General features: G+C 60.2%; 25 protein-coding genes. 11 read left to right on the top strand and 14 right to left on the bottom strand.

What is annotated here, in order from left to right:
* Positions 1–40: 40 nt before the first annotated feature.
* Positions 41–1,234, top strand: a complete 1,194-nt coding sequence (phaZ, locus tag KBB36_RS05030; RefSeq protein ID WP_366933169.1) for a polyhydroxyalkanoate depolymerase — start codon at positions 41–43, stop codon at positions 1,232–1,234.
* A 15-nt stretch (positions 1,235–1,249) separates the two neighbouring features.
* Positions 1,250–1,723: a YcgN family cysteine cluster protein gene (locus tag KBB36_RS05025; protein WP_290977648.1), complete on the top strand. Its 474-nt coding sequence runs from the start codon at positions 1,250–1,252 to the stop codon at positions 1,721–1,723.
* Here KBB36_RS05025 and KBB36_RS05020 read toward each other — a convergent pair.
* A complete protein-coding gene (locus KBB36_RS05020) occupies positions 1,720–2,469 on the bottom strand; it encodes an AAA family ATPase (protein ID WP_290977646.1) in 750 nt (249 codons plus the stop codon). The genes KBB36_RS05025 and KBB36_RS05020 overlap by 4 nt on opposite strands.
* A gap of 110 nt (positions 2,470–2,579) precedes the next feature.
* On the opposite strand from KBB36_RS05020, the gene KBB36_RS05015 reads away from it, so the two are divergent.
* Together KBB36_RS05015 and KBB36_RS05010 are read left to right on the top strand one after the other, a co-directional pair.
* Entirely contained in the window at positions 2,580–3,080 is a 501-nt protein-coding gene (locus tag KBB36_RS05015; protein ID WP_290977644.1) for an HAD family hydrolase, read from the top strand.
* 14 nt (positions 3,081–3,094) lie between these two features.
* Positions 3,095–4,003, top strand: a complete 909-nt coding sequence (locus KBB36_RS05010) for an SDR family oxidoreductase (RefSeq protein WP_290977642.1) — start codon at positions 3,095–3,097, stop codon at positions 4,001–4,003.
* A 198-nt stretch (positions 4,004–4,201) separates the two neighbouring features.
* Here KBB36_RS05010 and KBB36_RS05005 read toward each other — a convergent pair whose 3' ends face one another.
* Complete coding sequence (locus KBB36_RS05005; RefSeq protein ID WP_290977640.1) at positions 4,202–5,560, bottom strand: alpha/beta fold hydrolase; 1,359 nt, start codon at positions 5,558–5,560, stop codon at positions 4,202–4,204.
* Positions 5,561–5,687: 127 nt separating this feature from the next.
* On the opposite strand from KBB36_RS05005, the gene KBB36_RS05000 reads away from it, so the two are divergent.
* The 5 genes from KBB36_RS05000 (at position 5,688) to KBB36_RS04980 (ending at position 10,542) form a co-directional block, all read left to right on the top strand.
* The gene (locus tag KBB36_RS05000; RefSeq protein ID WP_290977638.1) at positions 5,688–6,938 is read left to right on the top strand and encodes an MFS transporter; all 1,251 of its coding nucleotides are present in this window, start codon (positions 5,688–5,690) and stop codon (positions 6,936–6,938) included.
* 73 nt (positions 6,939–7,011) lie between these two features.
* A complete protein-coding gene (locus KBB36_RS04995) occupies positions 7,012–7,527 on the top strand; it encodes a YcjF family protein (protein ID WP_290977636.1) in 516 nt (171 codons plus the stop codon).
* 137 nt (positions 7,528–7,664) lie between these two features.
* Positions 7,665–7,823 (top strand): hypothetical protein, encoded by a 159-nt coding sequence (locus KBB36_RS04990; RefSeq protein WP_290977635.1) that lies wholly within the window; start codon positions 7,665–7,667, stop codon positions 7,821–7,823.
* A 72-nt stretch (positions 7,824–7,895) separates the two neighbouring features.
* A complete protein-coding gene (locus tag KBB36_RS04985) occupies positions 7,896–9,470 on the top strand; it encodes a cyclic peptide export ABC transporter (RefSeq protein WP_290977634.1) in 1,575 nt (524 codons plus the stop codon).
* Positions 9,463–10,542 carry a prohibitin family protein gene (locus tag KBB36_RS04980; RefSeq protein WP_290977633.1) on the top strand — a complete coding sequence of 360 codons (1,080 nt, stop codon included), beginning with the start codon at positions 9,463–9,465 and terminating at the stop codon, positions 10,540–10,542. Before KBB36_RS04985 ends, KBB36_RS04980 begins: the two co-directional genes overlap by 8 nt.
* Positions 10,543–10,629: 87 nt before the next feature.
* Here the strand turns inward: KBB36_RS04980 and KBB36_RS04975 are convergent, their stop codons facing one another.
* The 3 genes from KBB36_RS04975 to KBB36_RS04965 form a co-directional block, all read right to left on the bottom strand.
* On the bottom strand, positions 10,630–11,787 hold the full coding sequence (locus tag KBB36_RS04975; RefSeq protein ID WP_290977631.1) for a hypothetical protein: 1,158 nt from the start codon (positions 11,785–11,787) through the stop codon (positions 10,630–10,632).
* A gap of 124 nt (positions 11,788–11,911) precedes the next feature.
* The gene (locus KBB36_RS04970) at positions 11,912–12,532 is read right to left on the bottom strand and encodes a hypothetical protein (protein ID WP_290977629.1); all 621 of its coding nucleotides are present in this window, start codon (positions 12,530–12,532) and stop codon (positions 11,912–11,914) included.
* Between the two features lie 311 nt (positions 12,533–12,843).
* Positions 12,844–14,835: a hypothetical protein gene (locus tag KBB36_RS04965; protein ID WP_290977627.1), complete on the bottom strand. Its 1,992-nt coding sequence runs from the start codon at positions 14,833–14,835 to the stop codon at positions 12,844–12,846.
* A gap of 458 nt (positions 14,836–15,293) precedes the next feature.
* Between KBB36_RS04965 and KBB36_RS04960 the strand changes: the two genes are divergently transcribed.
* Positions 15,294–18,314: a type 2 lanthipeptide synthetase LanM family protein gene (locus KBB36_RS04960; RefSeq protein WP_290977625.1), complete on the top strand. Its 3,021-nt coding sequence runs from the start codon at positions 15,294–15,296 to the stop codon at positions 18,312–18,314.
* A gap of 12 nt (positions 18,315–18,326) precedes the next feature.
* Here KBB36_RS04960 and KBB36_RS04955 read toward each other — a convergent pair whose 3' ends face one another.
* Positions 18,327–19,091 carry a ParA family protein gene (locus tag KBB36_RS04955; RefSeq protein ID WP_290977623.1) on the bottom strand — a complete coding sequence of 255 codons (765 nt, stop codon included), beginning with the start codon at positions 19,089–19,091 and terminating at the stop codon, positions 18,327–18,329.
* A gap of 117 nt (positions 19,092–19,208) precedes the next feature.
* Between KBB36_RS04955 and KBB36_RS04950 the strand changes: the two genes are divergently transcribed.
* Entirely contained in the window at positions 19,209–20,099 is an 891-nt protein-coding gene (locus tag KBB36_RS04950) for a GNAT family N-acetyltransferase (RefSeq protein ID WP_290977621.1), read from the top strand.
* Between the two features lie 17 nt (positions 20,100–20,116).
* Here the strand turns inward: KBB36_RS04950 and KBB36_RS04945 are convergent, their stop codons facing one another.
* The 8 genes from KBB36_RS04945 to KBB36_RS04910 form a co-directional block, all read right to left on the bottom strand.
* Positions 20,117–20,560 carry a DoxX family protein gene (locus tag KBB36_RS04945; protein ID WP_290977619.1) on the bottom strand — a complete coding sequence of 148 codons (444 nt, stop codon included), beginning with the start codon at positions 20,558–20,560 and terminating at the stop codon, positions 20,117–20,119.
* A 13-nt stretch (positions 20,561–20,573) separates the two neighbouring features.
* Positions 20,574–21,329 carry a DNA-binding domain-containing protein gene (locus tag KBB36_RS04940; protein ID WP_290977617.1) on the bottom strand — a complete coding sequence of 252 codons (756 nt, stop codon included), beginning with the start codon at positions 21,327–21,329 and terminating at the stop codon, positions 20,574–20,576.
* Entirely contained in the window at positions 21,313–22,224 is a 912-nt protein-coding gene (locus tag KBB36_RS04935; RefSeq protein ID WP_290977615.1) for a DUF692 domain-containing protein, read from the bottom strand. Before KBB36_RS04935 ends, KBB36_RS04940 begins: the two co-directional genes overlap by 17 nt.
* A gap of 20 nt (positions 22,225–22,244) precedes the next feature.
* On the bottom strand, positions 22,245–22,514 hold the full coding sequence (locus KBB36_RS04930) for a DUF2282 domain-containing protein (RefSeq protein WP_290977613.1): 270 nt from the start codon (positions 22,512–22,514) through the stop codon (positions 22,245–22,247).
* A 138-nt stretch (positions 22,515–22,652) separates the two neighbouring features.
* Entirely contained in the window at positions 22,653–23,402 is a 750-nt protein-coding gene (locus KBB36_RS04925) for a DUF3750 domain-containing protein (RefSeq protein ID WP_290977611.1), read from the bottom strand.
* A gap of 13 nt (positions 23,403–23,415) precedes the next feature.
* Positions 23,416–24,165 carry a CoA-transferase gene (locus tag KBB36_RS04920; RefSeq protein ID WP_290977609.1) on the bottom strand — a complete coding sequence of 250 codons (750 nt, stop codon included), beginning with the start codon at positions 24,163–24,165 and terminating at the stop codon, positions 23,416–23,418.
* A 4-nt stretch (positions 24,166–24,169) separates the two neighbouring features.
* Entirely contained in the window at positions 24,170–24,982 is an 813-nt protein-coding gene (locus KBB36_RS04915; RefSeq protein WP_290977607.1) for a CoA transferase subunit A, read from the bottom strand.
* Between the two features lie 46 nt (positions 24,983–25,028).
* Positions 25,029–25,508, bottom strand: a complete 480-nt coding sequence (locus tag KBB36_RS04910; RefSeq protein WP_290977605.1) for a nuclear transport factor 2 family protein — start codon at positions 25,506–25,508, stop codon at positions 25,029–25,031.

Below are 25,508 nucleotides of genomic sequence, written 5' to 3'. Positions count from 1 at the left end.
CCGGATGCTCTATCAACTGCACGAGTGGCAGCATGCTGCCATGGCACCGATGCGTATGGTTGCCGAGGCGCATGCCAATCTGCTGAACCTGCCGTATCTGCCGGCTAACTTCACGCCGGCGGCGCGTGGCTTGGCGGCCGGACTGGAAGTGTTCGAGCGCATCACGCGGCGTTATGACAAGCCGAAATTCGGCTTCGAGAGCACCATGGTGCGCGGCAAGCGCCATGCGGTGAGCGAACAGGTGACCCTGCGGCTGCCCTTCTGCCAACTTAAACATTTCAAGCGTGAAGGCGTGGAGCCGGGTCGTGATCCCAAGCTGCTGATCGTGGCGCCGCTTTCCGGCCATTATGCCACGTTGCTGCGCGGCACGGCGGAAGCCATGCTGCCCAATCACGAGGTTTACATCACCGATTGGCGCGATGCGCGCCAGGTGCCGCTGCGCGAGGGCGCCTTCGGCCTGGATGATTATATCGATTATGTGATCCAGTTCCTGCACCATCTTGGCCCCAACACGCATGTGATGGGCGTGTGCCAGCCCAGCGTGCCGGTGCTGGCGGCGGTGGCGCTGATGAATCAGGCGCGCGATGCCAATAGCCCGGCTTCGATGACCCTGATGGGCGGCCCGATTGATACCCGGCTCAGCCCCACCGTGCCCAACACGCTGGCGCAGGAACGCTCGATTGAGTGGTTTGAGCATTCGGTGATCAATCATGTGCCGGTGAATTATCCGGGTTTCATGCGTCGGGTTTATCCTGGCTTCATCCAGCTCAGCGGCTTCATGAGCATGAATCTGGATCGCCATGTTGGCGCCCATGTGCGGCTGTTCCACCATCTGATCCAGGGCGATGGCGACAGCGCACGGCAGCACAAGACCTTCTATGACGAATATCTCTCGGTGATGGACCTGCCGGCTGAATATTACCTGGAGACGGTGCAGCGCGTGTTTCAGGAGCATCTGCTGCCGCTGCGGCGTTTCCCGTGGCGTGGCCAGATCGTTGATACCAATGCCATCGACCGCACGGCATTGTTCACCGTGGAAGGTGAACTGGATGATATTTCCGGCATCGGCCAGACCCATGCGGCGCATACCATCTGCGAGCGCATCCCGAATGCCAAGCGCGAGCATTATCTGCAAGCCGGCGTGGGGCATTATGGCGTGTTCAACGGCCGCCGCTGGCGCGAGGAAATCGCCCCGCGTGTCACCGCGTTCATCGCCAAGCACAACAAGCGCTGAGGCGCATTTGCCGCGATGCCGAACCCGCCGCCCTTTTGGCGCAGCAAGACGCTGAAGCAGCTTACCACCAGCGAGTGGGAATCGCTGTGCGATGGCTGCGGCAAATGCTGCCTCTACCGGCTGGAAGATGATGATGGCTCACTGGAAGCCACCAATGTGGCCTGCCGCCTGCTCGATTGCAAAACCGGTGGCTGTTCGAATTATGCCAAGCGTAAGGAGATCGTGCCGGATTGCATCAAGCTGACCCCGGCTGTTGTGGCCAAGATGGATTGGCTGCCGGCCACCTGCGCCTATCGCCGGGTGCATCTCGGCAAGGATCTGCCCTGGTGGCATTATCTCAAAAGCGGCGACCGCGATCTGGTGCACAAGCTCGGCGTCTCGGTGCGCGGCAAGGCGATATCCGAATTGAAGGCCGGCCCGCTGGAGCATCACATCGTCGACTGGGTTGACGATCCCGGCCCGCCCAGGCCGAAGAAAAAACCGCGCTAATCCAGATCCGGCAGCGGCGTGTTAACCGCCGCATCGTAGTAGCTGTCCGGATCGGCGAAGAAATCCTGCATCGCGCGGAAATGCGGCACGTCGCGCAAGGCGCAAGGCAGGATGCCGTCCGGCGTGATCAGCCGCAGATCGGCGCCCGGCAAGCCCATGATGATCGGCGAATGCGTGGCGATGATCGCCTGCACCCGGCCGGAAGTCTGCCATTCGTCCAGCAGACGGATGAACTGGCGCAGACGCTGTGGCGATAGCGCGGCTTCCGGCTCGTCCAGGATGAAGAAGGTCTGCCGTTTGCTGGCGAGCTTGTGCCGGAAAGTGGCGAGAAAGGATTCGCCATGGCTTTGGGCGTGTAGCGGCGTGTTGCCCCAGAAAGCCAGAATGCCTTCGCGGTCGATATAATCTGCCAGATTGAAGAAACTCTCGGCGCGAAAGAAAAAACCATGGCCGATCTTGGGCAGCCAGCTTGCGCGCAGGGCGCCGGCAAGCGGATTGGCTTCAACGCGGCTCAGTAATTGATGGTCGCGCGTACCACCCTGGGCCGGAAAGCCGGCCATGGCCGCAATCGCTTCCAGCAAGGTCGATTTGCCACTGCCATTTTCGCCGGCCAGGATGGTGATCGGGGCGGTGAAATCCAGCTCGAAGTCATCACCCAGCCATGGCAGGCGGTTGAACGGAAAGGCATCGTGTGCCGCCTTCTCGGGCAGCAGTATCAGGCGTTTGAGGAACGGGCTGGTCAGCATGGCGGGGTGCAGAATAGCAAATTTTTGCCGGCTTTACCTAGCGTTGCCCCTGGCATGGTGGCCGCATTCGCGCATAATCGGCGCGGTCCATCCGGGAGGAACCGCTTTTCATGCTTGCGCCGTCGCTGATCGAGAAATTTGCCCGTGTCAAGTTGCTGTCGCTGGACCTGGACGGCACGCTGACCGATGGCGGGCTGTATTATTTCGAGGATGGCAACGAGGCGCGCAAATATCATGTGCAGGATGGCTATGGCATCGTCGAGGTGCAGAAGGCCGGTTTGCAGGTCTGCCTGATCACCCAAAGCGACACAGCCGCAATTGCCCGTCGCGCCGAACGGCTGCGCATCCGGCATTGTTACATGGGCGTGCACGACAAGTTGCCACGTTTGCAGGCGATCTGCGCCGAGCTTGGCATCGGGCTGGATCAGGTGGCGCATGTCGCCGATGACGTGAACGATCTGGGTGTGCTGGGTGCCATCGGGCTGCCGATTGCGGTGGCTAATGCGCGGCCCAAGGTGAAGGCCGTGGCGGCCTATATCACCACGGCGCGCGGCGGCGATGGCGCGGTGCGCGAGGTCTGCGATTTGCTGCTTGATTATAAAAAGGCTTGAGGGGAGAGACGGATATGGCAATCGATTTTCAGGGCCGTGTAGCCATTGTCACCGGTGCGGGTTCCGGGCTTGGCCGCAGCCATGCCCTGGCGCTGGCGGCACGCGGCGCGCAAGTGGTGGTGAATGATCTTGGCGGCGCCGTGGATGGCACTGGCGGATCAAGCAAGGCGGCCGATCAGGTGGTGGCCGAGATCTTGGCGGCCGGCGGCCAGGCGGTGGCGAATTACGACAGTGTGTCTGATCCGGTCGGTGCGGCAAACATCGTGCAGAGCGCGCTGGATGCCTGGGGCCGGGTTGATGTGCTGGTCAACAATGCCGGCATCCTGCGCGACAAGAGCTTTGCCAAGATGGAACTGGCGGATTTTGACACCGTGGTGGATGTGCATCTGCTCGGCTCGGCTTATGTCAGCAAGGCGGCCTGGCCGGTGATGCAGGCGCAGAATTACGGTCGCATCGTGATGACCACTTCAGCTGCCGGCCTGTATGGCAATTTCGGCCAGAGCAACTATGCCGCCGCCAAGCTTGGCCTGGTGGGACTGATGAATGCCTTGAAGCAGGAAGGCGCCAAGAACGGCATCCTGGTCAACACCATCGCGCCGGTTGCCGCCACGCGGATGACCGAAGCCTTGTTCCCGCCCAAACTGCTGCCGTATCTGAAGCCGGAATACATCACCGCCGCCGTGGTCTATCTCTGCTCGGAAGCCTGCAATGCCACCGGCGACATTATCTCGGCCGGCGCCGGTTTTTATGCCAAGGCGCAAGTGGTGGAAGCCGAGGGCGTGTTCTTCGGTGCCGGCAGCAGCGTGACACCGGACATGATCGCCGAGCAATATGCCCGCATAGCCGACATGAGCCAGGCGCGGCCCTACGCCGCGGCGATGGAAGAAGTGGCCAAGATTTTCGGCTTTTTCCAGAAGCCTTAGAGCAGCATCATGCCCGGCCTTACCACCCCATAATCGTCATGCGCGGACTTGATCCGCGCATCTCTCCTCACCCGATTACTCTTCGAAAATGGAGAAAAAACGAGATGCGCGGATCAAGTCCGCGCATGACGAGGGTGGAAGGGATTGGCGCTCAAACCTAAAACGGATAGCCGGGGCCGTGCGCCGGGCATCGCAGCATCAATAATGCATCTCGGCAAAGACGACGCGGTTCTCCGCCGTGGGCCAGGATTGCACCACAAATTGTTCGTCATTGCCGCGCACGGCCACGGCGCGGGCCGGGCCGGGCGGCAGCCGCAATGTGCCGGTGGAATTGGCCGGCACACCTTCCGGCACGCCGGGGGCCACAGCGCCATCAATGGTGAACACATCGCGGCCATGGCCGAAATAGCCACGCGGCCGGGTCAGCGTAATGCTGCTGCCGGCGGCCTTGTCGGCATCGCTGAGCCGGCCCGGGCGCAGATGCACAATATCCGACGAGCGCGGGAACGGCGTGCGGTAGATATGCGTGATCGCCTCGCCGGGCGCTGCCACCACAAATTCATAGCTGGCGTCGGGCTTGGCGGTGAACGGACCCCACAGGCCATCGGCACCGGTGGTTTTGCTATGCACCAGACCGCGGCGCTGGCCGCTGGCCGGATCGGTTTCATAAATCTCCACCAGCGCGCCTTGCAGCGGCAGGTTGGTGGCAACGCCGCCCGGCATGCCATTCACCTTGCCGTTCAGCACCGGGGCTGCCTCGGGCGTGATATTCAGGCTGGCGGCGGGTTTGCCGAGCAGGAATTCATACAGCGCAGCAAAGGCCTTGGGGTGGAAGGCCACCTCGCGGTGATCCAGCCCGGGCAGCACAATATCCTTGGCGCCTTTCAGCGCCGGGCCATCAAAGCCCACGCCGGTTGGCGTGCCGGCCGGCAGGCCAAGATATTTGCCATCAGGCTGGGCGAATTTGTCATTGTTATCCGAGCGCGTGGTGGCCCAGGCAATGCCCGGCACCACTTCATCCGGACCATCGTTGAGCTGGCGCAGGAAACTGCCGGCGCCGTTGAATTCACTGCCCACCAGCACCTTGTCGGAAACGATCACGCCATGATTGGGCGTGCCACACAGCACGGCATGGCTGACATGCGCCGCGCCACCGCCATTCTTGAGGAAATTGCGCACCGCATTGCCGCCGCGTGAGGAAGCCACCAGGGCCACCTTTTCGGCGCCGGTGCGGCGCTTCACATCAGCCACGAAGGCGGCCAGCTCCTGTCGTGCCTCGGTGCTGGAGGAGCGCAAGGCCTGTTCCTTGTCGTCGGCGTTGCGCGCCAGCGGATAGCGGAAATCGATGGCGGCCAGACGGTCACGCGGGAAGCCGTTGCTTTCAAAGCGCCACAAAATGGTGTGCCACAAAGCGGCGGTATCGCCATTGCCATGCACAAAAACAATCGGGGTTGGCGGCGGCGCGGCAGGCGGCGCGGCGGCACAGCCGAGCAGGGGCAGGGTGCCAAGAGCAGAAGCACCCAGCAGGAAACCACGGCGGGTTGGCAACAAAAGCATAATTTCCTCCAGGGGCGTATTTTCAAGGCATGACATAGGCTTCGGGGCTGGCCGTCAAGCATGCCCGGGTGTTAACTGATATTACAAATCTGTGAAAAAAGCCGCGCCCCAGCCCATGTTGCCTCGAATGCCCGCTTTCAACACGCCGCGCCGATTGATCCTGCTGTTATCCACGCTGGGCGTGTTTGGCATCCTGCCCAATTCCAGCTTCCCGGCTTTGGTGCCGGATTTCATCGCCGCCTGGCAGCTCAGCAATGCCGAAGCGGGCTGGATCGCCGGCATCTACTATCTTGGCTACATGCTCAGTGTCGCCACCGCCATGTGGCTTACCGACCGGCTGGACGCCAAATGGGTATTCCTCACCGGCTGCCTGCTGGCCGGCGGCAGTACGCTGGTTTTTGCTTTCCTGGCCGATGGTTTCTGGTCGGCCCTGCTGCTGCGCGGCATTGCCGGGATCGGCCATGCTGCCATCTATATGCCCGGCCTGCGCGCCCTGACGGATCGGGTTGCGGCCTTGCCACAAGGCTCCGGTTCGGCATTGCAAAGCCGCGCCGTCACCATCTACACCGCCAGCTATTCGATCTCGATTGCTGTCAGCTTCACTGCCACCGGCCTGCTTAGCGAATGGTTCGGCTGGCGCGTCAGCTTTGCCGTGATCGGCGCCCTGGCGGCGTTGCCGGGATTGCTCACCTGGCGCCTGCTGGCAGATCTTCCGCCGCCCAATGCCGCCCAGAAACCCAGGATGGATTGGCGTCCGGTTTTTCGCAATCGCGCGGCGCTGGGCTATATCATCGCCTACGGCGCGCATGGTTTTGAATTGCTGGCAATGCGTACCTGGCTCACGGCTTTTCTGGTTTTTGTGCTGGCACGCGATCCGGTGGTGGCGGCCTGGCTGCCGGGGCCGACCTTGCTGGCGGCTTTTGTCACCCTGATCGGCCTGCCGGCCAGTCTGCTCGGCAACGAGGTGGCCTTGAAGATCGGCCGCCGCCGCGCCCTGATTCTGATCATGAGCATTTCCGGCCTGATGGGGCTGGTCTATGGCTTCACGGCAGCCTTGCCTTTGCTGCTGGTGCTGGTCTTCATGTCGATCTATTTCATTTTTATCTGCGGCGATTCCGGCGCACTCACCGCCGGCATGATGGCGGCGGCTGATCCAGCGGCGCGCGGCGCCACCATGGCGGTACATTCAATCTTCGGCTTTGGCGCCAGTGTGCTCGGCCCGCTCTGTGTTGGCCTGGCGCTGGATGCGGCGCAGCCGGTCTATGGCGATGGTGTGCTGGCCTGGGGCCTGGGCCTCGGCGTCATGGGTCTGGGCGCATTGCTTGGCCCATTGGCATTGTGGTGGGCCGGCAGAAGCCCGCTCAGCGGTGCCAGATAAGCGGTGTGGATCACACCGCATCGGCGCAATTGGTTAACGGCTTGATGCTTAACTGTCGCTGTGGGAAGGAATTTTGATTGTTTTTGCAAAGCAGCAACTGCTAAGTTTTTACAGCAGTCTGTGTGATCAGAGCCATACAAGGAGAGCGAGTATGTCAAGCAAGCTGGAGCAAGCCAATCTGATCGTCAAGAAATACATGAACTGGTCGTTTGTTGGTGGTTTGATTCCGGTGCCGATGGCTGATGTGGCGGCGGTCTCGGCGGTCCAGATGAAAATGCTGAGCGATCTTGCCACATTGTACGACGTGCCTTTCAAAACCCACGCCGCCAAATCCATCATCGGCTCTTTGCTTGGGGCCGTGGTGCCCAGCATTGCTGCCGGCGGTGTTCTGGCCACGGGTGTGAAATTCCTGCCGGTTGTTGGCACAACGATTGGTTTGCTGACCATGCCGGCCCTTTCGGTGGCGGCCACCTATGCGGTAGGCAAGGTGTTTGTCACCCATTTTGAGGCTGGCGGCACCTTCCTGGATTTCGACCCGGAAAAGGTCCGCGAGCATTTCCGTACCGAATTCGAAGCCTCGCGCTCTTGAGGCATTTAGCTGACCATTGATCGGGAGGCATTCTCCGCTGAGCACTGCCTCCCGCTCACTTCTCCTTCGCCAAGTCAATTTGCGAAGCGTATTCTGGGGGATGAATGAGTCCGGTCTTGCTGGGGCTAGCATATTTCTTGGCGGCATTCCTGGTCGCGTTGTTCGGCTATCGGCGCAGGATCGGCGTGCTTGGTTTTTTCATCCTCTCGCTGCTGCTGACCCCGCCGGTGGTGCTGCTTATCCTGATCCTGACGCGCCCAAAGCCAATGGCGCTGAAGGCATCTGTGCGCAGCTGATCAACAACAGCAATGAATCTGATATCGTTATTTCGCGCAGAAGGCTCATTGCAGCCGGCCCGTATCGCTGTCATGAGCGCCTTGGCCGGCCTGAGCAGCGCTGGCGTGCTGGTGGTGATCAACGCCGCAGCGGATAATGTTGAGCATCATCGGCCCACCACATTCTTCTTTTTTCTCTTTCTTGGCGTTGTTGCCATCTATGTAGTTTCCAAGCGCTTTATCATGCTGACGGCGATCCGCGAAACCGAGCAGATCGTTCACAGCATACGCATGCGGATCATGAGCAAGGTGATACGCAGCGATCTGCTGGCCATAGACCAGGTTGGCCGCAGCAACATCCTGGCCGCCGCCGGCAAAGAAACCCAGACCATTTCGCAAGCATCGTTTTTCCTTACCAATGCGGCGGAATCACTCACCATGTTGGTGTTTTCCGTCATATATCTGGCTTGGCTTTCGATTTCGGCTTTTCTGATCGGGCTGGGCTTCACCTGCCTTGCGGTATTGATCCACTTTCGGCAATTGCGCAGCGTGAATCATGAATTGCGCGATGCGATCGCTCAGGAAAACATCTGCCTCGATGCCATGGGCGATATCCTGAGCGGCTTCAAGGAGGCCAAGATAAATTCAAAGCGTGGCGATGAAATTTTTGATTACTTCTCACAGCAATCCGCTGCGGCAGCAAACAAGAAAATGACCGCCCAGGCGCGTATGGCCGGGCATTTCACCCTAACCCAAACCATGTTTTATCTGCTTGTTGCCACCATGGTTTTTGTTGCGCCGATTTTCTCTGAGTCGTTCTCGGAAGTCGTGGTGAAAACCGCCACGGCTGTGCTTTTCATGTTTGGCGCAATTTCCACGCTGGTTGGTTCCATTCCGATCCTGACTCAGGCCAATGCCGCTGCCGGCGCAGTGCGGGCGCTGGAGGACACACTGGATCGTGCTTCCCCGCCAAGTCGGAAACAGCGCCAGGGCGTTTTCGGCCTATTCCATGAGCTTCGCTTCCGCGATGTGACCTTCTCGCATCACGATCAAAAGACGCAGCCCGGCTTTGCTGTTGGTCCGATCAATCTGACCTTGCGGGCCGGGGAGATGGTTTTTGTTACCGGCGGCAACGGTTCCGGCAAATCAACCCTGATGAAGTTGCTGGTTGGCCTCTATCGGCCTTTATCGGGCCGGATCGAGGTTGATGGCCAGGCCGTTACCGATGAGGATGTTGAGGCATATCGGAATTTGTTCGCCACGGTCTTTTCTGATTTCCATTTGTTCAAGCGGCTGTTCGGGCTGTTTGATGCGGATCAGGAAAAAATCGACGCCTTGTTGAATTTACTCGAGATCCAGAACAAGACCGCGGTTGCTGATGGGGAATTCTCGACGCTTGATCTGTCTGGTGGCCAACGCAAACGAATTGCCTTGCTGGTGGCTTTGCTCGAAAACCGCCAGATCATTGTGCTTGATGAATGGGCGGCGGATCAGGATCCGTATTTCCGCCGCAAGTTCTACGAAGAATTGTTGCCCGAATTGCGCCGGCAGGGCAAAACAATCATCTGTATCACGCATGACGACAGTTATTTCCATCTTGCCGACCGGCAGCTAAAACTGGAATACGGTCAGTTGGCAACCGATACCGGAGGAAAAGCAGATGCGTGATTTCCTCGCTCGCGCTTGGTTCTGGATTGACGAGAATATCGTAAAGGCCATCCTGACTGTCATCTTTGTGGCGATTCTGGTTGTTGTGCTCTGGCCGCTCTCAGTGATTTATATTCCGGCGGGCCATGTCGGCGTGTTGTGGAGCCGGTTTTCTGGCGGCACGGATATGAGCAAGGTGTATGCCGAGGGCACGCGGGTGATTCTGCCCTGGGATACTATGACCATCTATGATGCGCGCTTTCAGTTGCAGACCGAGGATTTTGACGTGCTGTCGGTGGACGGTTTGCGTTCCAAAGTGTCTATCGCCTTCAGATACCGGATACATGCCGATTACGCCAATCTTCTGCATAAACTGATCGGACCAGATTATGTGAAGGTTCTGCTGTCCAATGACATCGGATCACAGGCGCGCCATGTTTTTGCTCGCTACAAGCCGGAAGATGCTTTCACCGTTCAGCGTTCCGCTATTGAGGATTTTATTTTCCAGGAATCGCGCCGGGATCTGAACAAGGAATTTGGTCAGGTGGGCATCGGCAGACTCAAACTTATTGAACTGGATGAGGTTATGCTTGTCGGCATTGAATTGCCGAAATCGGTAGCGGAGTCCATTGAGCGTAAAAACGAGGAATATCATCGCGCCGAACAATATACCTTCAAACTTGAAGTGGAGCGCCGCGAGGCGCAGCGCAAAGAAATCGAAGCGCGCGGCATCCGCACCTTCCAGGATATTGTGAAGGATGGCCTTACGGATCATTACCTGCGCTGGCGTGGCATCGAGGCAACCACCTCGTTGGCGCAATCGCCCAATGCCAAGATGGTTATCATGGGCTCGGGGCCAACCGGTCTGCCAATCCTGTTAGGCAACATGACCGATAGTCAGCCGGCCGGTACTGTTGATGCCGCGCCAGCCGCGAACGGGGCGGCGGCGCCCACGGTGCGGCCCGCGGATGCGGGCGAGGCAGCTAAAGCTGCGCCAGCGGCCCAGCCGGGCAACGCGCCGTCGGTGGAAAAGAAGCCGGGGCCAAAAGCCGAGGCTGGAGCGCCACCGGCTGCACCTGCGCCGACACAATAAGCGTTAGTCTTACTGCCGCAAAGTTTGCGCCGGGGCTCTGTGAGCTGCCCGGCGCGTGCCATCAAGTTGGATTGATTCTGGAAAAGCTTACCGCACAACCACAGCGCTGGTATTCGGTATCAGATTGATGGATTTGTTGAGTGTCAGAATTTGACCCAGCACGCTGAATACCAGGGCCGTATTGCCTTGTTTATTGGCCGGGACGCTGTAGGTGTCGCCACGATATTCCACACGCACAAGATCGTCGCTGCTGGTGTTGTTTTTCAGTACAACCAGCAATTCGTCGCCCTGTTTTATGTAATTGTAATCGCGGGCTTCCTGGCTCGTGAGCACAACTTTGACCGCATTGGGCTTTGTGGTTTGCATATAGATCATGCTGCCAAGATAATTGAATATATCGCGGGCCGAGCGAATGGTGATGGCAAGCGAGGCATTCTGATAGCCGGGAATGCCGGCGCCGCCGGCCATGCCGTGTTCGCCTGAATTGCCTTCATTGGCTACACCAGCCTGTCGTTCTGCACGGCAGATGGCACCCGGTGGCAGTGGCGGTGCGCCCGGCGGCAGCTCAAAGCAGAACCGCGCATTGACCACTGGAGACATCAATTGATAGGTACCGCCGGCTGCCGGTGTCAGCATCAACCCGGCCTTGGCCGCGGCGGCAAGGTGTTCTGTATTTCTTGCATCCGCAGCCGTAAGCGGGGGACCGAAGGGCACCAGCTTCGAGATGTCTTCCGTTGTCAGGCCAAGCGCCAGCAGGTTGGACAATACATTCTGGAAATTCGGAAATTCGGGCCGGGTCGGGTCATTCAGGAAAGTGTCGGTCCGCCCGCCATCAGTGATCGCGATCCGCTCGATCAGCAGATTGAACAGCAATTCGCGCGGAATACCTTGTCCCACATAGAAATTTACCGTAGCTGGCCGGATCGGTGTGAGCAGCCCGGCAATGAATTCTGAATTATCCAGCGATGCCATGTCGAAGTTAAAGCCGCCGCTCACCGCCAAGCCTGGGCCGGCACTGGTTAATTGCGCGCCATTGCGGGCAAAGGCGGTAAAGTCCTTAAAAGGAAAACCGCCAATCAGATTGAAGGAAGGTGAAATCTGGCCATTGCCGCGCACGACGGAAACTGTTGTGAAGTGCAGCGGCTGATTCTGCGAGGCGCGCACCATGTTAAGCAGGATATTCTCATTGTAGCTGCGCTCGATGGCCTTGTCATAGCCGGCAGCCCAGCTGGAGAAATCAACCATGTCGCTGCAGCCACTCAAGGTTAAAGCCGCAGCAGCCAGTAATGCGCGTGTTGTATTTAGCACTGATTCCCCCTTGTTTTTACCCAGCCTAAAACCCAGCATGATGCCAACAGGCGCCGCTGGATCAAGCCAACTCCGCTTCAATCGCCTTCAAGGTTGCAGGATGCGTTTCCGCCCTCACCCTGCGCCCATCCTTCAATTCCAGCTCAAACACAGCCTTTTTGCGTTCTCTGCCGCCAAACAATCCGCCCGCCATCGCGCCAAATGGTCCGGCAACAAAGGCGCCCGCCGCACCCCATAGCAACATGGCGCTGATTTTGCGGTCGGCATGATTGGCTTGTTTCGTCAGAGTAGCGACATCGCCGGGCAGGGCGAGACTTGTGCCATCAGGCAAGCGGATCAACCATTCCTTGCCCAGACCACGCCCGGTCAAACGCGCGCGGCCTAGCGGCAGATCTCCGGCAATGATCCAAATTTCATTATGAAGCGCCTGATCCCACCAGGTTTTCCAGGGCTTGCCGCTACTGCTCAGCCCCGGCTCAGCTTGCTCGGCCACGGGGCCTGTCATTACCACGGGCAGGGCGGGATGCGCTGCCACATCGGTTGTGGCTTCAGCTTCGTTCCCCGCAACTGGCGCCTGCTGGCTGCCGGCATCGGCTTGGCCCTGGGGCGTATCGTTGCCCTGCGCCTGTCCCTGCGGCAGTGAGTCGAGTGGATTGCTGCCAATCGTGCGACGTTTAGCCATGTCGGTACAGCTTGGTAAGGGCGCAGAGAAATTCGCCACTGCCGCCGATAGGGTGGAGAAGGTTGTTTGTGAAATGTGGATTGCCTGAATTCATCAGCCTGCAACTTTCATCATAGCCAGGCAAAGCAGCGAGCAATACCCACCTTGCGCCAAGGCCATCTGCCTTGGCGCAAGGTGAAAATACTTAAGACTAAGTCGCCCAGGCAACGCTCAGTAAGCAGCCTAAGCGGATTACAGCGCCATGCCAGACCGGGCAGAACTGCGGCGGCTATATGCCTGCGCAGCCAAGCCGAGCCGCCATTCAATCTTACCTAAAGTTGGGGCATTGGGGAATTACTGGCCGCAACCCGCTCCAAAACACCACCATCCGCAGAGATGCACGGCATCCAGACCTGTGGCGGCATATGGGTTGAGCCCGCCGACATCACAGCGGCCCCTTCCAGCACAGCGTCATCGACTCTCGGCAAGCATGGCATTAGCGACATTGGCGAGGTGGGGGGCGCCGATTTCATGATCGACTGTTCCAATGCCGCATCCTCAGCGGCGCAGTGCACAACATAGGGGTTGACGGAGGGGGCGGCATTCAGGGTGATCCGCTCCAACGCTGCATCATCTTCTGTCAAGCAAGGCCAGTCTGTATGGGGCGGCTGCGCTGAGGCGGAAAGTCTATATTCCGGCTTGGCATCGCCTGCCGCCATGCACTGGGGCATTCTGGGATTATGGAAGGTACCGATCGCGGTATCCGCGGCGGAATGTTCCAAGGCGATATCATCCACAGAAGAGCAGCGCGGAAAGCCCAGCACGGTGGTCTGGGTTGCCGCACTTGTCATCGACTGCTCCAGCCCAGAATCGGTGCCAAAGGGGCAAAGCGGTCGGCCAAACCCGGTCGCCGGCTGAGAGGCAGAGGCGCTATTTTCCAGCTTGGCATCGTCTTCCACGGCGCAATTACCGTAAGCCACCCACGGCCTCGTCGGGGGAGCCATATCAGCGGAAGCAAATTCCAACGCGGCATCCTCCACCATGCGACAAATAGGCAATGCTAGAGAGGTTGGCACAGGCCCAGCGGTCATCGACTGCTCCAGCCCAGAATCGGTGCCAAAGGGGCAAAGCGGTCGGCCAAACCCGGTCGCCGGCTGAGAGGCAGAGGCGCTATTTTCCAGCTTGGCATCGTCTATCGCCATGCATTGGGGCATTCTGGGATTATGGAAGGTACCGATCGCGGTATCCGCGGCAGAATGTTCCAAGGCGATATCATCTACAGAAGAGCAGCGCGGAAGGCCCAACACGGTGGTCTGGGTTGCCGCACTTGTCATCGACTGCTCCAGCGCGACATCCGCATTGAAGCAAGGAGGCATCATGGCGGTTCGCATTGCCGTTGCTGTTGCAGATGCTTCCAGGTTGGCATCCTCCGAGCCAACACATTGCCTCGGGAAGGCGGACCACGGGGTGGTCACGGGTGCAGCCATGGCAACCGAGCGTTCCAGCGCAGAATCGGTGCCCATGATGCAACCTGGCCAGCCAAAACGGGTCGGCTGCGGAGAGGCAGATACGCTATTTTCAAGTTCAGCATCACCTGCCGATATGCAAGGCATGTAGGGACCACGCTGAGTAGGCATCGCCACATCGGTAACCGAGCGTTCCAGCCCAGAATCGGTGCCTGTGAGGCAATTCGGCCAGCCATAACGGGTCGGCTGGGCAGAGGCGGAAAGACTATTTTCCAGTTCAGCATCGCCTGCCGATATGCAAGGCATGAAAGTATTCGGCCCGAAGGTGCGCAAAGCCGTATCGGCGACCGAGCGTTCCAGCGCAGAATCGGTGCCTGTGAGGCAATTCGGCCAGCCATAACGGGTCGGCTGCGCAGAGGCAGAGACGCTATTTTCCAGATTGGCATCGTCTTCCACGGCGCAATTACCGTAAACCACCCGCGGCGTCGTAGGGGGAGCCGTATCAGCGGAAGCTAATTCCAACGCTGAATCCTCCACGCTACGGCAAAAGGGGTTTGTTGAAATGGTTGATATAGCCGTGGCGGTCATTGACTGCTCCAGCGCAGCATCCTCCACGGAACGGCAATGAGGGATAGCGCCTGGAAAAGCGGTTGGAAAAGGCCCTGCGGTCATTGACTGCTCAAGCATGGCGTCTTCCTGGCCGGCACACGGACGCGGCGGGAAAAAAGGAAGGGTCGGAGGGTTTGATGAAGCCGCCGCGCTTTCCAGGGCTGAATCGGTCGAGAATGACTCGCCATAGCCGGGTGCGCCGGTCTGATCGTTGAATGAAGTTGACGGAGTAGAAAGACGTAACGGCATTTTACTCTCCCCTTCTGGTCAAAACATTTTCTCAATTAGTTCAAACGCTAACATTGGCTGTCGCAGCCCGTAAAGTGGTTTTTTTGGGGCGCGGTCTCGGGGGCGTTGGCAATCTGCCAAGTGCACTACTTCTCATTGTGTTTGCCCGTTGCCTGAGACACTCGGCTATCGCATGACAATAGATTGTCATCGTATCATGCCTGCCGGGTATCATGCCTGCTTGTGGGGCATCCTGGGATGGGAGAAGCGTGTTGCAGGATTGGATCGGGGCATTCGCGGCCAGAGCGGCCACAATCGACGAACGACTTTCAAGCCACTATGTACCCCAGCCAAGCCTGAAGGCCGATGCCGAATTGGCGGCGGCACGGCTTGCTTCTTGGTGCCAGTCTGCGGCGAGCGGCGACTGGGCTTTGTTTGCCAAGCGCCTGCGGCGCGACGGCCTGAGCATGGAAGCAATCATGCCGCGGTTGGGCCGGGTGGCGCTGGCGGGCAATGCACGGCCACCAGGTTGGGCAGAAGATGCTGCCTGGATACTCGCCGCGCTGCCAAAAAACCCGGGAGCGGATTACGCCGCGGCCCTGCTTCGACATGACAAGCCGGAACCATTCGAGGATCTGTTTCTGGGCATCGTGTTCGCCGCCGAGCAGCAGCGCGATCAGGCGCTGACGCAGCGGGTGCTCAGCCGGGTGCAGCCGGCGGCGTTACGCAGCATGGCGCAGGATTTGCTCAAAACCGTAACCGGGCTTTGCGCCATGGCGTTGTATGAGCATTTCGCCAGATGCCGCCAGGAATGGTCGCAGGGCGCCCCTCTCAAGCCACAGCAGCGCCAGCATTATGATCGTTTCATCCGTGAAATGCGTGCCGGGGGCCTGCTTCGTCTGTTTGATCACAAGCCGGTGCTGCTCAGGCTCTTGGCTTCAGTTATCAGGCAATGGATTGAGGCTGGTGCTGAATTCCTGATGCGACTGGATCAGGATTGGGCGCTTATTAACGATGGTCTGTTGCCTTTGGCGCCGGCCGGCCCGGTGATGGCAATAACCTCCGGCCTTTCCGATCCGCACAATTTTGGCCGTAGTGTTCTGGTGCTGCGCTTCGCGGCTGGTCAGGCGGTGGTGTACAAGCCGAAGGACATGCGGGTGGATGCGCGCTGGGCCGACCTGATCGCATGGCTGAATCAGCGGCAGCCGCCGATCGGGCTGGCCGCGGCGCGGGTGATCGAACGCGACGGCTATGGCTGGAGCGAATTCATCGCCCATGCCGATTGTGTTGATCAGGAAGCTGCCAATCGTTTTTTTCGCCGCGCCGGCGCCTTGCTGGCGCTGTGGCATCTGATGGCCGCAACCGACATGCACGAAGAAAATGTCATTGCCGCCGGCGAATATCCTGTTGGCATCGATCTTGAGATGATCCTGCAAGCGAATGATCCTGCCATGGACTCGCAGGTGCCAGCTTTGCGTATGACCGAGCGACTTGATCGCCGCTTCAAGGAATCCGTGTCGCAAACCGGTTTGCTGCCATCCTTCATGAAGGCGCCGGATACCGCCGTGCTGGCTTCCGGTGGCCTCAGTGATAATGATGTCGGCAAACCACAGCGCCAGGAATGGGCCGGGCTGAACAGCGACGTGATGCAGCCGGCGCCGCCAAAATATGAGGCAGCGGATAAAACCAATCTGCCGCGCCTGAATGGTGCAACAATCCGCCTGACCGATTATCTTGTGCCGTTCCGCGAGGGTTGCCAGGAATACCTGGCTTTCCTGCTGGGGCTAAAAGATCAATTGCTGGCGGATAAGGGGCCGATAGCCGCGTTTGAAGGCTGCCTGATTCGTCATGTCATCAAGCCAACGCGCTTTTACTTCCTGCTGCTGGACCGCGTGCGCAATCACCGCGACATGCAGGATGGTGCAATCTGGAGCGCACATCTCGATTTCGGCGCCCGCCTTGCCGATTGGGACAAGGAGCAGGAAACGCTCTGGCCGCTGGCCCTTGCCGAGCGGCGCGCCCTGGCCGATTTGAACATTCCGTTTTTTGTGCATGCTGCTGATGGCGAACGGCTGCAGGATGGCGTGGGCTTGGTCGCCGCCAGCGGCATGACCCCTGGATTGCATATCGCGCGTGAGCGTATCAGCCGGCTGGATCAGGCGGCCATTGCCTGGCAACTTGATGTGATCCGCCTTTGCACCATGGGATCGGAGGCTTTTGATCTGGTGGTCGGTGCCGGCAAACATCCGCCGCGTAAATTCATTCCATCGGCCGGCGATCCGCTGTCGCCGGATGTGGCTTTCTCGGCGGCAGATGATATTGCCCAACAGATCAAGGCGGCTGCTGCGCGGGATGAATATAGCGCGGCCTGGATCGGCCTGGACCCGCTGGCCGATGGCGGCGGCTGGGAGCCGCTTGTGCTGGGCACCGATCTGTATGGCGGCGCGCCCGGTGTGGCGTTATTTCTTGCCGCGCATGGCCGGATACGCAACGCAGCCCAATCGGCGGAACTTGCGCTGGCCGGGCTCGCGCCGGCCAGACATCATATCCATAGCAGCGGCGCGGCACGTTTCGCACGCAAAATGGGCATCGGTGGTGCGTCTGGCATCGGCTCAATGGCCTATGCCTTTGGTGTAGTGGCCGAGTTGCTCGATGATCCGGGCCTGATGCGCGATGCTCTGCATGCTGCCAGGCTGCTGACGGATGACGTGATTCGAGGCGACAATATCTTTGACGTGGTGGGCGGTGCAGCCGGCTGCATCCTGGCTTTACTGGCGCTGCATCGCCGAACTGGTGAAGCCTTCCTGATCGAACGGGCGGTTGCTTGCGGCGATCACATGCTGCGTCGCCGGATGCCGCAAGCAGATGGTAAGGGCCTCTGGGTTCATCTGTCGCGCCGGCCGCTGACGGGTTTCTCGCATGGCGCCGCCGGCTATGCCTATGCGCTGTCAGCTCTGGCCAAAGCCAGTGGGGCCGAGCGCTTTGCCAATGCAGCCAGGGATTGTGTTGAGTATGAGCGGCGCTGGTACTCACCTGAACGCATGAACTGGCCGGATCTGCGCAAGAGTTCAGAACGGCCGGGCTGGGCGGCGCAATGGTGCCACGGTGCCGGCGGCGTTGGGCTTGGCCGGCTCGGCATGTATCGGTTTGCAAATGGTGTGCAGGACCCGCAGCTGATAACCGAGATCAACGATGCAATCAGCACGACTCTTCGGTATTGGCCGGCTCGCTTCGATTCGGTTTGCTGTGGCAATCTGGGCAATATCGAGTTGCTGGCCGAAGCCGCGCGGCTGGGTATCGGCGGCGAAGCGATTCGTGATCTGGCATCGATTCAGATGCGCGGGCTGATTGAGGCTGCAGGAAAAGCGGGTGAATTCGCCTGGTTTATTGGTGGCGATGCAGAAAATCTCGGTTTCTTCCAGGGCATGGCCGGGGCAGGGTATACCTTGCTGCGCCAAGCGGCGCCCGGCCAGTTGCCGAATATCCTGATCTTGGAATGAGGCAGGCGGACCTCACCGAGCCGATCCTTCCTGTGCCATGACTTCGGCGGCTGCAGCGCGATAATCAGCCGCCCCCGCACTCTGGCTGTCATAGCGCGTGATCGGCATATGGAAGGAGGGGGCTTCGGCCAGGCGCACATTCTCGCGGATCACTGTATTGTAAACATCCGAGCCGAAGGTTTTGCGCATACTTGCCACCACATCCAGCGAATGCCGCGTGCGGCTGTCCACACGGCAGGCCAGGATGCCGGCCAGTCTGAGCCCCGGGTTCAGGCGCTCGCGCACCATGCGCATTGTTTCCATCAATTGCGCCACGCCGGCCAGCGCCATGACATGTGCCTCCACCGGCGCAATCAATTCATCTGCTGCCGCAAGTGCGTTCAGGGTGAGCATCCCAAGCGTGGGTGGTGTGTCGATCAGCAGATAATCCCAGTTGCCACCTAAGCCGGCCAGTCGACGTTGCAAAACCATTTCAGCGCCGATTTCCCGCGCTAGGGTTCGCTCGGCATTATGCAGGGCCGGCGTGGCCGGTATCACGGCGATATCGTTGAAGGCCGTGGTTTGCACCAGATCTACGGCAGGGCCGCTTTCGGCAAGCAACTCATAGGCCCCAGATGGCCTGCCTGCCATGCCGAGCCAGGATGAGGAACTGCCCTGGGGGTCGAGATCAAGCACCAGCACCTTGCGCCCATTTTCGGCCAATGCGGCAGCCAGATTGACCGCTGTTGTGGTCTTGGCCGAGCCACCCTTCTGGTTGGAAACTGCTATGCGCCTCACCCGCACCTCCCTGGGCCATGGATTCTTAGTCTGACCAACTTCAAGGTTAGCTTCCAATCGCGATTTTGATAAGCTGTCATGCAGTTAGTAACCACTAGCATACAGGTTTTCACCACGATGGCTGAATTGATCGCCTATGATGAAACGATGCTGGAGAGGATTTCAGCATTCTGGTGCAAGGTCTTTCCGGAATGGCCTGAGGCTGGTGATTCCGAGCAGACAAGGCAAATAGTCACCAAGCCGGAAAATCTTGATGTTTCGTTGCTGTGCCAGAATGGCGAATTGATCGCCACAGCGATTTCCATGCGTCAGATTGCGCCGGATGGTTCATCCAATATCTGGATTTCAGTGGCTAGTGAGCCCGCGCAACTATCTGCCGCTGATCTGAAATTGCTGCTTTCGCGCATTTCTGGTCTTGATGCCGAACTGCCCAATACCTGGCACATCATATCGTTACAGGAACGGCTCCCTGAGCCTCTGGAATTGGCGCTGGCTGAGGAGGGGTTCCTGCTTGATCGCATGACCCGTGAGATGGAATGGTGTGGTGACGCGGTTCCTCTGGCTGATCCAGGCAACCTGCGGATACAGGAATATGATGGCGGGGATGCTGCCATCGATCAGGCCATACTTGATCTGCACAACAGATCATACCGTGCGCTTCGGCTGGTGTCTCAAATGAGCCCGCAGAATGTCTGGCGTCCTTATTTCGGCCAGAAATCCCGTGGCATGGTGATTTGCTGGGATGGCGACTCGATGGCCAGCTTTGCTGAATGGGGCGTGCTGGACGACAAACCGATCGTCACCAGCATTGTCGCCGCGCGTTCGCATTGGGGCACATCGGCGGCGGCGGCGGCTGGAACGCGCGCCATGCAGCATCTTTTGGATATGGGATACCGTCGTTTGCTTACATATGCCTCCACACGCAACACAGCAGCGTACAAGCTGCATTTGCGCTATGGTTGGCGTGAGGTGAAAGTCGTTAGCCCGGTCTATATTCGAAAACTATAAGTGTGGTTCGGCGCTGCTCAGCGACGCCAGATAAGCGCATCGAGAGACAGAGTGCCCGGGCCGCGGCTCAGGATCAGCAGCAAGGCGCCGGCCCAGAACAGATGTTCGGCCCAGTTGCTGGGATATACCCACTGGATCACCAGGGTCATCGCCAGCAGACCGGCGGCGGCAAAACGGCCAAACAGGCCCAGCACCAGGAAAACCGGCAGCACCAACTCGCCGCTAGCGGCCAGGGTGGCGGCCAGTTCCGGCGGCAGTAGCGGCACTTTGTATTCAGTGGTGAACAGGTCCACTGTGCCGGCGGCCAAAGCAGGCGGAAAGGCCGGCAGGTCGCCGGCCTCGTTGGTCACCACCTTGGTCAGGCCGGAGCGCCAGAATAGCAGCCCGATCCCCAGGCGCAGCATCAGTTGGATGGGGGCAAGCGGAAAAGCGTCCAGCAGGGCGCGCAGGCTGTGGATCATGGCGCTTTCCTTTTCATAACGGGCGGCGAAAAACACCGCTCTCCAGGCACCAGGCAAAGCTGGCGGTGAAATCCAGTGGCCCGGCCTGGGCGGCGATGGCTGCTGCCTGGGCCAGCGGCTGACCGGCCATCATGGCATCCAGCAAGGCGGCTTCGGCCGGCTGCAATTTGCGCCAGCACACCGTGATGCCATCGCGCCACACCAGCAATTGCTCGCCGCCCTGCTTCAGGTCGATGCTTTCCACTGCGGGTGCTTCAGGCTGGTGCACCTGCCAGATTTCACTCACCGGCCAGGGTGTGTCGAGCCGGCGCGCGGAAGGCTGCAATGCCAGGGTCAGGCTTGCCACCAGGGCCGGATCGGTCATGTCCTCGGGGCCAAAGGCGGCAGTGTCCTCGGCGTGATAGGCTTCGTTCAAAGCCCATTCGAAGGCTGCCACATCGGGCATATAGGCATGGCCGGCCAGATTGGGCAGTGCTTTCAGCATGGTCGGAAAGCCGGCGCCATAACAATACAGGCGCGGATCGCGTGGCGGCTGGCGCAACACAAAATCGCGCGCCACCTGGGCAAAAAAAGCCTCGCCCACCAAGGCGCGGGTCACCGGAAAAATAGCGGCAAGTGCTTCAATCAGGCTGATGCGGAAATGGTTGGCATAAATTTGCAGCCGGCCGGCGGCACCGATGGCATCATCCACCACCAGCGGCGCAATGGCGCTGGGCCGGCCCACCAAAGCGGCGGCAAAGTCGCGCTGTAATTCAAGCTGCCTGCTCATCGCCATCCGTCGCGTCTGTGGCGGCCATGCCAGCTGCGGCCAAGGCTGCGGCGCGATGGCGATCAGCCAGATCAGCCTCGGCCACCAGGGCGCTCAGCGGCGGCAGGTCGCTATCCCATTCCACCAGCGTATCGGCCTGGGGAAACCGCGCCACGGCATGGCGGTATAGCCGCCAGACCGGCTCCGGCACGATAGAGCCATGATCGTCGATCAGGATGGCATGGCCATCGGCATCGCTCTCGCTATGGCCGGCAAGATGGATTTCGCGCACTGCCGCGCTGGGCAGCGCATCGAGATAGGCTTCCGCCACCGTTGCGGCCACCCCGGCGCCGATATGGTTGAAGCTGGATACATAGATGTTGCTCACATCGCAGAGCAGGCCGCAGCCGGTGCGCTGCACCAGTTCGCACAGGAAATCCAGTTCCGACATGCTGCTGTCAGCGAAACGCAGATAGGTCGCCGGGTTCTCGATCAGGATCGGTTGTTGCAGCCGGTCCATCACCATCGACACATTGCGGCAGGTTGTGAGCAGGTTTTGTTCGTTATAGGGCAGCGGCAACAGATCGTTATAGTAACGCCCGTCCACTTGGCTCCAGGCTAGATGCTCGGAAACCAGGAAGGGCTCAATCTCGGCTGTCAGCCGTGCCAGCCGCTCAAGATGCGCTGCATCGGGTGGCTCTGCGCCGCCCAAGCCCAGGCCAACACCATGCAGCGCCACCGGCCAGTCCTTTCTGGCCTCGCGCAGGTAATGAAGCGGCGCACCGCCGCCCATGTAGTTTTCGGCATGCACTTCCAGCCAGCCCACGGCCGGCCGTTGCTGCAACAGGCTGGCATGATGCGGCCCACGCCAGCCGATCCCGCTCCGCAATGGCTTGCGGCTGTCGGGTATCGGCATGGCGGGGCCGTGAACCATTGTCAGGCCTTGCCGGCGGTCAGGCTGCCGCCAGATAACTTGGTGCAGGTGCCGGCCGGCACCGCGATCCAGGCATCGGCCTGGCGATCTTTCTTCGAAGTGCCGGCGCAAGAGGTGGTGGCAGTCTGGCAATCATTCTTGCCGGCCTTGGCCACGCCATAGCATTTCTCGGTTTTGGCATCCTGCGCCGCGGCGCTGGGGGCCTGCAAGGCAAGGCCGGCAGTCAGGATTGCCGCCAGGGCGGAAGCAGCAACAAGGGCATTGGTTTTCATCGGGAGACTCCCTGCATATTGGTTAGCGTCATGCGCTCGGGTTGAACGCGGGCAGACGCTAGCATGGCCCCGGAAACCGCCCGCGTAACATTCAGGTGCGGCAAATGGCGGCTCAATAACGCGGGTGTGAGGTAAGGTTCAGTCATTCGGCACGTGCCTCATGGCCGGCAGACCGACACGGCCGATGCCGGGCAATTTCAGGGCCGGGCGCAGCAGGTCGATGCCCAGCGTCAGGCCAAGCAGGTGCAGTTCGATACCCTCACGCGGCGCCAAGGCCGCGCCAATCAAGCCATAAAGCGAAACCTGCACGCCTGTGCCGCTGGGTGGCGGGCCGATCAGCGCACCATCGGACAAGTAATCCTTGCCGATGGCGGTGGGCGGCAATTGCAGGCCCAGTTCGGGCACGCTGCGGCCGATATGGGCGATGAAGCTGTTGGAATTCGGCCCCGGCCAGATCACATATTCGTCGGCATGGGGATAACTGGCGATGGCGGCGCGAATCTGCGGGATCAGCCGTGCGGCTTCTGCGCCGCGCCGGTCAAGCAGCAATTCCGGCTCGTTGCCGGCCCAGCGCGTATCCGGCTGGCCCTGGCGCTGACGCACCACCGGGTTGCTCCAGCGCACCACTTCATACCGCTCATAAGTGGCGGCCCCGGCCGGCTTGAAGGCGATCCAGCTATGCACACCCAGCGCGCCGCGCCAGCCCCAGAGCCGCGCGGCATAAACCTGGATCACGGCTTCCGGCGTGCGCGCCGGATCGGGGGCCAGCGCCGTGCTGTCACTGCGCGCCACCGACCAATGCGGCCGCTCCGTCAGCGCCACCTGCGCGCCGCTGACGCCAAGCGGCAGCAGCACCAGGGCCAGCAGCAGGAGCAGCGCTTTTTTCATCCAGTCAATCCTGTCATGCCGCCAGGGCCTCGGGGAAGATACGCGCCACAAAGCGCGGATAGGTTTCGGCCAGTTCGCGCGCGATGCGGCCGCGCATCAGCGCCAGCGTGGCAGCATCCGGCGCCGGTGTGGCCGGCACCGAGGCGGGGCAGTCAAAGTCAAAACCGGTATTGTCGCGCACCTCTTCCAAACTATGGCCCGGATGCACGGTTTCAAGAGTGAAACGCCGCCGCGTGCGGTCAAACGAGAACCAGCATAGATTGGTCAGCAGCCCAATCGGGCCGCCGGGGCGATAGGTGCCGTCATTTTTCGGGCCGGCGGAGGAGACAAAATCCACCTTCGGCACCAGCACGCGGCGGCTATGTTCCTCGCGGAACAGGATCACGCGCGGCACCAGATAATACAGATAGGCCGAGCCAAATGAACCGGGCCAGCGTACATCGGTTTGCGGATAATCGCCGCCAGCGCCCACCAGATTGATATTGGCCTCGCCATCAATCTGACCGCCGCCGAGGAAAAACGCCTCCAGGCGGCCCTGCGCCGCGATGTCAAATAATTCGACACCGCCATCGCAGAAAAAATCATTGCGGATACTGCCCAGTACATTCACCCGCATCTGCCCGCCCGATTGCGCCCGCGCCAGCAATGCGCCGGCGCCCGGGATCGGCGAGGACGAGCCGGTGGCGATCAGGCGGCAGCCGGCCAGCAGCCGGGCGATGGTGTGGATCAGCAATTCCTGTGGGCGGAAGGGAAAGTCGCTCATCACATCACTCCGCCGCTGCTTGTTTGGCTTGCACAAATTCGCCCAGATACTGCGCGAAGCCGGCCTCGCTGCGGGCCAGTTCGCAATAGCGCGTGATATGCGCTTCGTCATGGCCGTAGATATTCCACAGATTAACCGGCCAAGCGCCGCGCGGTGCCACAGCGATGCCGCCGATATAGGCGCCGGTCAGCGTGCCGGCAGCGGTTTCCTCGTTGGCCAGCAGGTCGATATCGCGGATTTCCTCTACTGTAATCAGCGCCTGACGGGCTGCATGGGCCATGGCGACCAATTCGCGCCGCCGGCCGATGAACACATTGCCGTTACGGTCGGCATAGGGGGCATGGAACAGGGCAAAATCCGGCCGGATTGCCGGCAGCAGCACAATCGGATCGGCCTCGGCATTAAACGGATTCTGCATCACCTGCCAATCCGGGCGATGCTTGAGCAGATCTGTGCCCAGCATGCCGCGCAGCGGCATGAACGGAATACCCTTGCCGGCGGCCTGGATCGCGGCATGAATCGCCGGGCAGGTGGCGTCCAGCATCTGGAACTGCTTGCGCTTCAATGCCGAGATGAAGCGATGGGCGGTGCCATATTCGCCCAACGTCACCGCCGAGGTTTCCAGCACGCGCACGGCGCCGGCGCCAATCAGCATTTCGGTTTGCAGGCCGGTAACCGGCACGCCCACCACATGCAGATCGCGGATGCCGCGCCGGATCATGGCGCGGGTCAGTTCCATCGCCACGCCGGAATAATCCGGCGGCACGGCAATCTTGGCGCCATCCGGGATCAGGGCGGCCAGTTCATCCGCATTCATGGGTCTTCCTCCTGCTTTATGCCGCGATTGTCGCGCCGCTGATGGTTTAGCGCAAGCGGTGCTTGATCGGGTCGGCGGCGGCGCGGAAAGCCGCATCCTGGCGCAGCAGGGATTTTTCCAGCGCGGCGGCCGGCACGCCGATGCCCACCAGGCAGCTGGCCTGGTAGCACCATTCGTTATAGGCGGAGATCTTGCCGCTCGTCAGGCGGAAGCGGCTGGCGCCGGTCATCAGCACCCGCTTGCCGTCATTCGGCGTCTTCCGGGAGGTGAAGCTGAAATCCCAATGGGTGTAGCCGATGCCGTTGGCCGCCACCGGCTCATGCATCTCCCATTCAAAATCAGCGCCATCGTTGAAGAATTTCTCCAGCATCGCGCCGATGGCAGCGCGGCCTTCATGGCGGCCATAAAACACATCGTCGTAATAGGCATCCGGCGTAAACAAATCCGTGAAGGCGGCCACATCCTGGCGCCGCACGGTGTCGGAAAAACGCTCCAGCAGGGCAATGAAATCGGCTGTCTCGGTCAT

It is taken from the genome of Ferrovibrio sp. (assembly GCF_017994015.1).
In the GTDB taxonomy this organism is placed as follows: domain Bacteria; phylum Pseudomonadota; class Alphaproteobacteria; order Ferrovibrionales; family Ferrovibrionaceae; genus Ferrovibrio.
This window is presented reverse-complemented; position numbering and strand designations above follow the sequence as displayed.